This is a genomic window from Argonema antarcticum A004/B2, assembly GCF_023333585.1.
In the GTDB taxonomy this organism is placed as follows: domain Bacteria; phylum Cyanobacteriota; class Cyanobacteriia; order Cyanobacteriales; family Aerosakkonemataceae; genus Argonema; species Argonema antarcticum.
This window is the reverse complement of sequence record NZ_JAIQZN010000073.1, coordinates 24,511-37,076: the sequence shown is the minus strand read 5'-3', so window position 1 is coordinate 37,076 and position 12,566 is coordinate 24,511. Positions and strand designations below refer to the sequence as shown.

7 protein-coding genes are annotated in these 12,566 nt (G+C 45.1%); 4 read left to right on the top strand and 3 right to left on the bottom strand.

Going from position 1 to position 12,566, the window contains the following annotated elements:
• The first annotated feature begins 73 nt into the window (after positions 1-73).
• Positions 74-733 carry an SDR family oxidoreductase gene (locus LAY57_RS25605; RefSeq protein WP_249069931.1) on the top strand — a complete coding sequence of 220 codons (660 nt, stop codon included), beginning with the start codon at positions 74-76 and terminating at the stop codon, positions 731-733.
• Between the two features lie 24 nt (positions 734-757).
• Positions 758-1,513, top strand: coding sequence for a glycoside hydrolase family 24 protein (locus LAY57_RS25600; RefSeq protein WP_338022492.1), 756 nt, complete (start codon positions 758-760; stop codon positions 1,511-1,513).
• 25 nt (positions 1,514-1,538) lie between these two features.
• Here LAY57_RS25600 and LAY57_RS25595 read toward each other — a convergent pair whose 3' ends face one another.
• Entirely contained in the window at positions 1,539-6,845 is a 5,307-nt protein-coding gene (locus LAY57_RS25595) for an AAA family ATPase (RefSeq protein ID WP_249069930.1), read from the bottom strand.
• A 317-nt stretch (positions 6,846-7,162) separates the two neighbouring features.
• On the opposite strand from LAY57_RS25595, the gene ftsH reads away from it, so the two are divergent.
• Complete coding sequence (ftsH, locus tag LAY57_RS25590) at positions 7,163-9,037, top strand: ATP-dependent zinc metalloprotease FtsH (RefSeq protein ID WP_249069929.1); 1,875 nt, start codon at positions 7,163-7,165, stop codon at positions 9,035-9,037.
• Between the two features lie 193 nt (positions 9,038-9,230).
• Here ftsH and LAY57_RS25585 read toward each other — a convergent pair whose 3' ends face one another.
• Positions 9,231-9,896 carry a M23 family metallopeptidase gene (locus LAY57_RS25585; RefSeq protein ID WP_249069928.1) on the bottom strand — a complete coding sequence of 222 codons (666 nt, stop codon included), beginning with the start codon at positions 9,894-9,896 and terminating at the stop codon, positions 9,231-9,233.
• Between the two features lie 641 nt (positions 9,897-10,537).
• The gene (gene msrA / locus LAY57_RS25580; RefSeq protein ID WP_249069935.1) at positions 10,538-11,200 is read right to left on the bottom strand and encodes a peptide-methionine (S)-S-oxide reductase MsrA; all 663 of its coding nucleotides are present in this window, start codon (positions 11,198-11,200) and stop codon (positions 10,538-10,540) included.
• 355 nt (positions 11,201-11,555) lie between these two features.
• Between msrA and LAY57_RS25575 the strand changes: the two genes are divergently transcribed.
• Entirely contained in the window at positions 11,556-12,542 is a 987-nt protein-coding gene (locus LAY57_RS25575; RefSeq protein ID WP_249069927.1) for a tetratricopeptide repeat protein, read from the top strand.
• The last annotated feature ends 24 nt before the right edge of the window (positions 12,543-12,566 follow it).

Below are 12,566 nucleotides of genomic sequence, written 5' to 3'. Positions count from 1 at the left end.
GCGGTTAAAACCGCTCGTGTCGTTTCCCTCTCAGGTCTAAAGACTCTGAGTTTCCCACTTACCGAGTGTTTTTATGAAAGTATTTGTAGCAGGGGCAACAGGCGAAACTGGTCGCCGGATTGTAAAAGAGCTGGTCTCTAGCAATATACCCGTCCGGGCTTTAGTCCGAGACTTAGAGAAAGCTAGGTTAATTCTGCCTGATGCAGCTGAGTTAGTTGTGGGCGATGTCCTCAATCCAGACAGCCTCAAAACCGCCATAGCTGATAGCACTGCGATACTCTGTGCTACGGGTGCTAGTCCCAGCTTCGATCCGACTGGGCCATATAAGGTAGACTGGGAGGGCACCAAAAATCTGGTGGACGCAGGCAAAGCTAAGGGAATTGAGCATTTTGTACTGGTTACTTCTTTGTGTACCTCCCAACTATTCCATCCGCTAAATTTATTTTGGCTAATTTTGGTATGGAAAAAGCAAGCAGAAGAGTACCTTCAGAAAAGTGGCTTAACTTATACCATCGTGCGTCCCGGTGGCCTACAAAATGACGAAAATCCATACCCAGTAGTGATGTCTGCCGTTGACACGCTGTTTGATGGCCGTATCCCCCGGACTAAAGTAGCGCAAGTGTGTGTTGAAGCACTATTTCAACCGTCGGCTCGTAATAAAATTGTAGAAATTATTGCCAAGGCAGAGGCTCCAGAAAAAAACTGGCAAGAGCTATTTGCCAGTTTGGCGTAATTGAATGGCACGCAATGGTGAGGAGTGTCGAATTTGGTTCAGCGATCGCGTCAGCCTATCCCGTCAGGCTCATCGCCACGGCGGAAGGTTCCAACACAAAAATTGCCCTATTTAGCCTTAAGGCGTCTCCTTGCCGGTAGTGCCGCTGCTTTGGCGCTGATTTTGGTGTTACTAATGTGGTCTTCTTTTCAAGACCGGCAAAGTCACCGTGACCCCACTACCGGCTTATATGGCACGATACCGCTGGTGATGAAAGGGGGCGACCCCTATATTCGCGCTTTGATGCGAACAATTTCTGCGAGCGAGTCGAATGTGCGACAACCCTACTCGGTGATTTACGGAGGGGAACAGGTCGGCGACCTTAGCCATCATCCTCAGCGATGCGTCACAATTGTTACTGGCCCTAACAAGGGAAATTGCTCGACGGCGGCTGGACGATATCAAATGTTGAATCGGACTTGGATAAAGAACGCTAGGCGTTATCATCCTAAGCCGTCCCACTTTTTTTTGTGGACTACCTACAGTTTTGAGCCCGAATATCAGGATGCGGTGGTTTATGCTTGGTTAAGCGATCGCGAAGTCTGGGGATCTGATATTTCCAAGCAGCTGCGTCAGGGAAAGTTGAAAGAGGTGTTGCGGCTGCTTTCTGGCACTTGGACGAGTTTGGGATATGGAATCGAAACTAATTCGATGTCTAAAAATTTACCAAAAATTTATCAGCAGATCCTGCAAGAAGAATTAAGAGCATCTGGGTCAGAGGGGCTAGTGACTAGGGACTAGTCCCTAGCCCCTCTGACCCTAGTCCCTAGCCATAACTCGCTTGCTGACAACGTTCAAAATAAATTTTAGCAACGCGATCGCCCTGATTCTGATGACAACACTCCGCAAACAGCCGCGCCGCTTCAGCCAACTTGCCTTCCGAGTAAATCGCCAAAGCTTCAGCAAACAATTGCAGTGTAGCTAACTTTCCCGCTTTGATTTCTAGCGGGTCAGCATCAAACACCTCATAAACCGTGACTAATTCAGATTTTCCCTTAACTTTTACCGTATCGAGAGTGCGGATTGCGTACTGGAATGGATTTTCTAAACGCGAGTAAGTTTCCTGAGTGATTAATAGCGACACCCCATAATTTTTCGTCAACCCCTCCACGCGAGAAGCTAAATTAACTGCATCGCTGATTACCGTACCATCCATGCGATTTTGACCGCCCACCGTTCCTAGCATCAAAGTTCCAGTATTAATGCCAATCCCAATCTGAATCGGCGCATAGCCAGAATTAGCGCGGTGTTGATTATATTCAACTAGGCGATACAGCATGGCAATTCCCGCTCTCACTGCATTATCCGCCTCGCCGCTAAACAGCGCCATAATCGCATCGCCAATATATTTATCAATAAACCCGTTATTTTCATTAATAACTGGTTCCATGCGACTGAGATAGGAGTTGATAAATCTGAAATTCTCCTCCGGCGTCATCCTTTCTGAAAGAGTAGTAAAGTCGCGAATATCGGAAAACAACACCGACATTTCCAACTGCACTTGGTCGCCCAATTTCACATCAATAATGCTTGATTTTCCTAAAAACTGGAGAAATTGATTGGGGACAAAACGCTCGTAAGCTTTGTTGAGTTGAGCCAACCTTAATTCATTTTTATGGACTTCTGTATAAAGCTTAGAATTTTGAATCGAGATAGCCGCCTGTCCAGATAATACTTTTAATAGTTCTACTCTTTCTGGCGTAAAAACTCCGGCTGTCAAATTATTTTCTAGGTAAACAATACTAATGATTTGAGATTGATTAATCAGCGGCACGCATAAAATTGATTTTGGCTGATTCTTTTGGATGTAGGGGTCGTTGGTAAATTGTCCTGATTGGACAGCATCATCTAATACCACACTTTCTTGAGTTCGAGCCACATAATTAACAATCGAGGAGGAAATTTCTTGACAGTGCTCAACAGGGATTGACTGCAACACAGTGACGAGATCGTCATCGATTGTCCCTTCAGCTTCAATTAATAGTTTTCCCTGGCTTGGCCAAATCAGAGAGCCTCGTTGCGCCCCCGCATTTTCTATCAAAATTTTCATCAAGCTAGACAGTAACTTATCTAGCAATATTTCGCCAGAGATTGCCTGGGAAGCTTTCGTTACTGTGGTGATATCTAAGTTAGAACCAGAACTCGTGGTCGTCACTGATGTCGTAGTTTTAGTGTTTTTATTTCCAGGTTGAATTGCTTTCAATAACTGGGGATATCGCGTTTCTAAATCTTTTACCTTAGCAGTTGCTCCCCATTGGATATAACAATAATACGCCTGAATTATGTAGATTTGAGCAAAATTTTCTTTACCCCATTCTAGGTAAAATTTTGCTGCTAGTTCATTAGCTAATGCTTCTTCGTTGAGGAATTGATTTTCTTTGGCTCCAGAAATGGCGCGATCGTACATTTCAATCGCCTCAGCTTTATTGCCCAAAACTCGATGTTTTTCGGCCTCAACTAAATACCATTTATGCAGATGATTCATCGGAGCATTTTGCGCCCATTGTTTCAGCGTGGTTTGATGGGTTTCAACCTGAGTAAGAATTTCAGCTTGCTCGGTTTCTGGCTGTGTGGGGAAGAGTGCCAAGTGCGTGAGGGCGGCATACAGATGAAAAATGGGAACATGAATCGTTCCCGATAATGCCATCAAATACGGCTTGACTTGAGCAATGTGGTCAAGGGCAGTCGTGTAATTACTAAAGGAGTAAGCAAGCAGCAGTTTTTTGGTGTAGGCAACAGTGATCGCCGTGAATTCATTATCCTGATGGTGCTTAGGAAGCATCACTGTTTCATCGTAGGCAGTTCCCATTAAGCAATCCGGTTGACTAAGGGTTTCCCTCAAGTTCTTCATCGTCTGCTGCGTTATATTCAAAAAACCCTGTGCAGAATATTGCTTCACCTGAGCCAAGGCAGCGCTGTAACTTACTATTTCAGTTTCCCAAGTGTCTACTTCTACCCCACCGAAAAATTTGGCATAAAAGTACATATCTATGCTGTAGCCAGCGGGTAGAAAGTCGCCAGTTTCCATGCCAGCCGTAAAGCCATCTTTTAACGTCGGTATCGTTGCCAAGAGAGATTCTTGGTGATGCTGAATAAAGCCCCCAAACAGAGCCCGAATTGTAGACTTGAATTCCCGCACATTGAACCGCTCCAGTAAGTTCAGTGCCAATTTCCCAAAGTCATAGCCCGTTTTCGCCTCTCCCAAAAATGCACACAGCACCATACCATGAATTGCATATCCCACCGTCGATGCAGGTGCATTCCCAAATTGGAGCGATAAACTCACCATCGTAGAGCTAAGTAGGGGCAGCAAAGTTGGCATTGCTTGAAAAATGGTTGAAACCAACATTCCTAGCAGTTGCATAGCTGCCTGAGTTTGGAGATTAGTCATCACTGGCAGGTCAATCAATTCCCCAACTTTTCTTCCCTGAAGCCGGCTATTGACGGTTTGTAGCGCTTGGCTAATTTTGGCTTCGTCAGGTGTGGCGGGGAGTTCAACCCCTAATTGCCCCAATACATCTCTACCCACTGCGATCGCCTCCAACATCTTGCCTTGGGCTGTCTGGGCGGCGATTAAAATTTCGTAAATTTTGATTTTGTCTAAAATTGTCTGAGCATTCTGCAATACCTGTGTTGCCATCTGTTCCATACCCTCAAAGTCAGCATTCAAATAGGCGGCTTCGGTAGCAGCAATATAGAGATGCAGGGTCAATTCATACTGACTTTGCCAGCAGTTGGCTGCTAGTAGCTCAATCCCTGTTTGCAGATAGATATTTGCCGCAGAGTATGCGGTAGAACTTCTTGCCTTACCTCCCGCTTCTAAGTTGAGTTGGGCTAAGGCTTCGCGTTCGCTTAATTGATTGATTAACTCAATTCCTTGATTCAAATGCCCGACAATATCAAATAGTTTTTCCTCTCTTTCTATGTCAGAATATTTGTGTAGGAGTAACTGTCCAATTTTGAGATGAGTGGCTTGTTTTTGGTTTTCGGGTATTAGGGAATAAGCTGCTTGCTGGACGCGATCGTGCAGGAACTTATAAATTGGATTGGCAACATAATTAGTAGGCAATTGAGCATCTATTTGAATAAACTTATAGCCCTCTGTAATGGGTAAAATAAGTCCTTCTTGCAAAGCTTTCCACAATGCTGATGCCGTTTGTTCTGGTAATTCTTCACTGACTACTGCCAATGTCTCTAAATCAAACTGCGCCCCAATACAAGCCGCCAGTTTGAGAACCTCCTGAGTTTCTTTGGGCAACTTCTGTAATTGCGCCGCCATAAACTCCACCACATCCGAGGCATCGGCAAATGTAACTCGATTAATATCGCACTGCCAATGCCGTACATCCCAGTCAAAGCTAATTTGACCATCTTCATATAACGACTTAAGGAATTGAGTCGAGAAAAAGGGATTACCTTTGGTTTTTTGATAAACCAATTCTGTCAAGGGTTGAGAAGAGGATAAATCACAAATCAGCGTATCTGCTACCAACTGATTCATATCTGCTAAACTTAACGGTTGCAACGTAATCGTATTCACCACTGCCCCAGACTTAATAATCTCATCTACTGTCAACATAAATGGATGAGTAGGAGATACCTCATTATCCCGATAAGCACCCAACACCAATAGATGCCCCGTATCCTGCATTAACACTTGTAGCAATTTCAGCGATGCCGAATCTGCCCACTGCAAATCGTCCAAAAACATCACTAAGGGATGTTCGGCAGTAGTAAATACTTGCACAAACTTTTGCATCAGCAGATTAAAGCGATTTTGTGCTGCACTCCCTGAAAGTTCTAGTACGATCGGTTGAGCGCCAATGATGCGTTCTAATTCAGGAATTACCTCAATCAACACTTGCCCACTCTCGCCTACTGCTGTGAGAATCAGAGTTTTCCATGTTTGTAATTGAGCATCGGATTCTGACAATAATTGCCCCATCAATTCCCGAAATGCTTGCACAAATGCACTGAAGGGAATATTGCGTTGGAATTGGTCGTATTTGCCTTTAATAAAATAGCCACGCTGTCGGGCTATCGGCTTGTGGACTTCGTTCACTACTGCGGTTTTACCAATCCCAGAAAAGCCAGCTACCAGAATCATTTCAGCGCTACCTGTACTGACTCGTTCAAAGGCTGCTAATAGATTATCAACTTCAGTTTCTCTCCCGTATAACTTTTCGGGAATCAGGAAACGGTCTGTAATATCCCGCGTTGCCAAGGCAAATTCTTCTATGCTATCGGTTTCTTGTAATTGAACCAGACACATTTCTAAATCCTGCTTGATTCCCCAGGCTGTTTGATAGCGGTTTTCGGCATTCTTCGCCATCAATTTACTGACAATTAGAGACACAATTACGGGAATTTGTGGCTCTATTTCGTGGGCAGGAATTGGTTGTTTGGCAATGTGGCAGTGAACCAGTTCTAAAGCATCTTCTGTCTCAAAAGGTAGTTTTCCTGTTAGCAATTCGTAAAGGGTGATACCGAGGGAGTAAAAATCAGTCCGGTAATCGAGAGTGCGATTCATCCTGCCAGTTTGTTCCGGCGATATGTAAGCGAGAGTTCCTTCTAAAACGCCGGGGTTTGTCAGTATCGGTGTCTCTCGGCTTAGCTGAGTGGAAATGCCAAAATCAATAATTTTTAATTGTTCCGTTTCTGGCTGGTAAACAATATTTGAGGGGTTAATATCTTTGTGGATGACGTTGGCGCGGTGAATTTGCCCTAAAATTTCAGTGGTGGCGATCGCAATTTGTAGAAATTCCTTGAGACTAAACTGGCGCTGCTGCATCCAAATTTTCACGGATTCGCCGCCAAAGTCCTCCACAAACATCACAAGGGTGTTTTGGTATTTTTGCAAGTCATAAACCCGCACGACTCCCGCCTCTTTCAGCTCTTGGGTAATGCGGTATTCAGTGCGGTAACGAGTGAGTTCTTGCGGCGTGGGATAATCTTCTTTGAGAACTTTGAGGATGATGGGTTCGTTATCTTGCTCTCGGATTGCTCGATAAACTAGGGAGTTGGCACTTTCATAGATTTGGGCTTGAACGGAAACGCCGGGAATGTTAAGCATATTTAATTTCTCTGGTTTAAATTAGGTTAAATAATTCTGAAGGTAGATGCAATGTGGATAAATAAAGTATTGTTTAATTTTAAGATAATCCCTGGGTTAAGGGTTTGACAAGGCGCTTGAAACTCTTTTGGAATTTGAACAAAAATTGTTGACTGGGAAGGCAAGGGAGATTCCCGTTGTCTTATGCCCCATGCCCTATGGGTCATGCCCCATACGCTGAGAGTGCCTCTCCTTCGTTACACTGGATTTGGGGGCATATTTTCTCACATCCCCAACGCTAAGGCGGGTAATAGCAGCAGGAAAAGGGCGATCGCATTATGAAAAATTCCTCAATCCAAAAATGGATCGGGCAAGCACCTAAGAGAGGTTTGGCAGGAACTTTTGCTCTGACGGCTAGTTGGTTGATTTTGCAGGGTGTTTTGCTAGGAAGTACCCCACTCCCGGCTTCTGCTCAGCAGCAACCATCCCTGACTTATACCGATTTGCTCAAGAAGATAGATAGTGGCGAAGTCACGAAAGTTGAAATTGACCCAACCCAAAATGTTGCCAAAGTTACTTTAAAGGATAAAAAGCAGGGCACGTCTCTGGTACAGGTGAATCTATTTGCCAAAAACCCGGAGCTAATTAGCAAACTGCGATCGAAGCGAATTGACTTTGCAGAACAGGCATCTGCCGATCGCACGGCTGCTTTGGGGTTTGTGGTCAATCTACTCTTGGTAATGCTGGTAATCTCAGGATTGCTAATGATTTTGCGGAGATCTGCCAATGCGTCCAACCAAGCGATGAGCTTTGGCAAATCTCGCGCCCGCTTTCAGATGGAAGCCAAAACCGGCATCAAATTCGACGATGTTGCTGGGATCGAAGAAGCTAAAGAAGAACTCGCTGAAGTCGTCACTTTCCTCAAACAGTCGGAACGTTTCAGCGCTATTGGCGCTCGCATTCCCAAAGGAGTGCTGCTGATTGGCGCTCCGGGAACTGGCAAAACTATGCTAGCCAAAGCTATTGCCGGTGAAGCAGGTGTTCCTTTCTTCAGCATTTCCGGTTCCGAATTTGTGGAGATGTTCGTGGGAGTGGGTGCTTCGCGCGTGCGCGACTTGTTCAAAAAAGCGAAAGAAAACGCTCCTTGTCTGGTATTTATTGATGAAATTGACGCTGTTGGGCGTCAGCGGGGTACGGGCATCGGCGGCGGTAATGACGAAAGAGAACAGACTCTCAATCAGCTGCTGACGGAAATGGACGGCTTTGAAGGCAACAACGGTATTATTATCATCGCTGCTACTAACCGTCCCGATGTTCTCGATTCGGCTTTATTGCGTCCGGGAAGATTCGATCGCCAAGTGATTGTCGATTCTCCCGATCTTAAAGGGCGTTTGGAAATTTTGAAGGTTCATGCCCGCAACAAGAAAATCGCCCCGGAAGTTTCTCTGGAAGCTGTTGCCCGCCGTACTCCTGGATTTACTGGTGCTGATTTGGCTAATTTGCTCAACGAAGCGGCAATTCTCACCGCTCGTCGGCGTAAAGAAGCTATTACTATCCTGGAAATCAACGACGCGGTTGACCGGGTTGTTGCTGGGATGGAACGGACGCCCCTGGTAGACAGCAGCAAGAAACGCTTGATTGCATATCACGAAGTCGGTCACGCGGTGGTGGGGACTCTGCTTCCCCAGCACGATCTTTTGGAGAAAGTCACTATTCTGCCTCGCGGACGAGCCCTGGGTTTAACTTGGTTTAGCCCCGCTGAGGAGTTGGGTTTGGAGTCAAAGTCTCAGCTGCTAGCTGACATCACGGCCACTTTGGGCGGTCGAGCGGCTGAGGAGGTGATTTTTGGTGAGACGGAAATCACTACTGGAGCGGGGAACGATCTGGCGGTGGTGACTTCGCGAGCTCGGCAGATGGTGACTCGCTTCGGGATGTCGGATTTGGGGCCGATGTCTCTGGAAAGTCAAAATAATGAGGTGTTTTTGGGCCGCGACTTTACGGCCCGATCGGAGTATTCGGAAGCAATAGCAGCTCGTATTGATGCTCAGGTGCGATCGATTGTTGACCATTGCTACGTCCAAGCAAAACGGATAATTCGGGAAAATCGCACTTTGATCGATCGCTTGGTGGATTTGTTGATCGACCAAGAAACGATCGACGGCGAGCAATTCCGTAAAATTGTTGCTGAATATATTCCGCTGCCCCAGCAATAGGGAAGTCAAAAGTCAAAAGTCAAAAGTCAAAAGAAAAAAAGAGGCTTGTAGGGTGCGTCAGACGAAATTATAGATCGCTAGAATCAGGATTTCAGTTTCTGACGCACCCTACCATAATGTGCCAGTTGCGTAAGTCCTAATTCAAAGGATTTTTGACTTTTGACTTTTGACTTTTGACTTCCGCGTAGCGGCCCTAGTTTTGTTGCCGATACATTGCCTGGAGAACTAAGCCGGGATCGACATAGGTGTTATAGTACTTCAATCCCCAGTGCAGGTGAGGGCCGGTGGTTCTGCCGGTTGTTCCGACTCGACCAATGCGGTTACCGGCGCTGATTTGCTGTCCTTCCCATATTTGGAGGCCACTTTCGGGATCGTTGAGGTAACGTCCCTGGGGTGAACTGGCGGCACGCCCTTTGAGGTGACAATAAATATGTTGCCAGGAGCCTGATTTAACTACAACTTTAGTTCCACAAAGGCGATCGTTCGCAACTTCCACAACTTCACCGTTTGACCAACTGCGGATGTAGCTACCTGCTGGAGCTGCGATATCTATACCGCGATGAAATCCCCAACCGGCAGAACCATCTGGATTTAATCTATAACCGTAAGCGGAGGAATAGCGTTGAAAGTTTTCGACGGGGAAAGAAGTGTCTCGCAAATTCGATCGCATTATACTATCTGCAATTTCCATTGCTTTAGCTTTTTCTGCTTGAAATCCCAATGCGAGAAATGTTACTAAACCCAAGACTACAAAAAATAGAGTAGTTCCAAAACGGACTAGGCGCTTGCCAGTTTTCTTTGACGGCTTCAATTTTTGGTGTTTGGGTTCACGGCTCAACAACCAAATCAAATGACGCATTATGTTCCCTGCGCTACAAAGCGCGTTGTGAGAGCGAAAGTTTTATCGGCTGTATTCTATCTCGATTACTCTCCTCTGATATCATTTTGGTTGATTACGTTTCGTTAAAGAGAAATGGCTCAAAGTAAGAAAATTTAACAAGCGCGATCGCACGGATCTTTAGAAAATTGCTAAAGTATATATTGCATCCAGTTGAATAGCAGCTTACTTGTAGATGGAGCTAAAGCGATATTCGCTTATCGCCTTACTGGTATTACTACTGTCTTTGCCAACAGGAGTTTGGGGAATGGCAGGAGGTTTCAGAGGAAAATTAAAAGCAAATTAAATTTTGGGGTCATAGATTCCGCAATTTCTACGTTAAAAATTTTAACATTTTTGGGAATATTTATTTGGGGTATTTATCTAACAGTAGGAGTCTGGCAGCTTTCCTTTATGAGCGGTAATACTTCTTACTGTTGAAGTTATAGAAATACGGTTGATTGAACCCATTTTATTGAAACTTGCGATCGCACTTTTATAATAAGGCTTATAAAAGCATGGTTGGGTTGAGGTAACGAAACCCAACCTACAATTATCTACTGACATAATTCTTTAGGTACGTTGTTGCGCTTTAGCGCAAAAGCGCAACAACATACCTTTGACTACTTCACCGATGATTCAGCCATACCGGGAAAACAAACTTTTGTACCGCCTAAACCGCAATACCCACCCGGATTTTTCGCCAGATATTGCTGATGGTAACCTTCGGCGTAATAAAACTCAGGCGCATCAATTATCTCAGTGGTAATCTCACCGTAATTTGATGCTTTGAGCGCTTGCTGATATGCGTCTCGCGATGCTTCAGCTAATTTTTTCTGGTTCTGGGAGTAAACATAAATACCCGAACGATACTGAGTGCCAGCGTCATTACCCTGACGCATTCCTTGGGTAGGATTGTGACTTTCCCAGAAGGCTTTCAAAAGTTGTTCGTAACTGATAACTTTCGGGTCAAAAACAACGAGAACGACTTCATTATGACCAGTCATTCCCGAACATACCTCTTGGTAAGTGGGGTTGGGTGTCACCCCCGCCGCATAACCCACTGCGGTGGTGTAAACTCCCTCCAACTGCCAGAATTTGCGTTCTGCACCCCAGAAACAACCCATCCCAAACATTGCGGTTTCCATTCCATCGGGAAAGGGCGGTTTCAGCGGGTTGGCGTTAACATAGTGTTTGGAGGGGACTGGCATGGTTTCTGCGCGTCCCGGCAAAGCTTGTTCTGGTGTGGGTAAAGTAGCCTTTTTGCCAATTCCGAATAGTCCCATTATTTTTGACTCTGATTTTTGATAGAAGTACGTTACATTATTTAATATAACGCTTCTAGGCAGGCGATCGCACTTTGTGGCTCTTTCGGAGTTGCTATGCTTTTGTTCACCTAAGAACATTTTTATTTCTTTTCTCCTCTCCCCCTCTCCCCCTCTACTCAATAGTAAGTACGGAAGAGCCAAAAATATCTTCAGTGTCGCTTGTGCAAAATATCTATATCAGGACTGAGGCTAATGACTAATGACGCATGATATCAACACAATATACACATAGTTGTTATATATAGCAGTTAAGATATGTTAGGACAGTATTGAAACACAAATACTGACAACTCAAAGAAAAGAACCAGCAAGCATGGTTAAGCAAACCCAAGAAAAACAAATCGAACAAGCGATCGCGCTCTTACAGCAAGCGCTAGAAGTCGATGAACGCAGAAATGATGCTGAGGGTAAGGCAGAGAAATTGCACCAGCTGGCGCTTCTCAAAGCCAATCAGGGAAAAATCGATGAAGCGATCGCTCTCTACGAGCAATGTCAGAAAATCTACGAGCGGATCGGCGACACAGAGGGTATAGCCACAATATTATATCAGGTGGCGACCCTGAAAGCCAATCAGGGACATTTTAAGGATGCCATCCGTTTGTTCGAGCGATCGCTCAAACTGGCAAAAAGCATTGGCGATGAGGAGACGCAGGCGCAAACTCTGCATTCGCTAGCAATGATTAAAGCCAATCAGGGACAAGTTAAAGATGCGATCGCCCTTTGTCAGCAGTCAATTCGGCTAAAAGAAAGTATAAACGATATCCAGGGTAAGGCGGCGACGCTGCACCAGCTGGCGATTCTCAAAGCAAATCAGGGAGAAGTTAAAAATGCGATCGCGCTATTTCAGGAGTCCCTATCCCTCAAAGAAAGCGTCAACGATCTCCAGGGTAAAAGCGCCACATTGCACTGTCTAGCCGTTATTTACGCTCATCACGGACAATTAGAGGCAGCAAGCGACTTATATCAGCAATCTTTGGAAATCAAAGAAGGCATTGGCGACATCGAAGGTAAAGCCGCCACATTGCATCAGTTGGGCGAACTATACAAACAGTTAGGTAGAATTGAGGAGGCGATCGATTTTTATCAACAATCCCTAGAACTCAAAGAACAAAGCGACGATATCGAAGGAAAAGCCACAACAATGGGAATGTTAGGACAATTGTTAGCCACCCAGGGAGATTTTACGACCGCACTTGTATATTTACGTCAAACCTTAGAAATATTTGAGCAAATTCAATCTCCCAATGCAAAAACAGTTAAGGAGATTATTTATGAGCTGCGGCGGATGCAACCTAATTAGTCATCAAAGAATTTTAGATTTTAG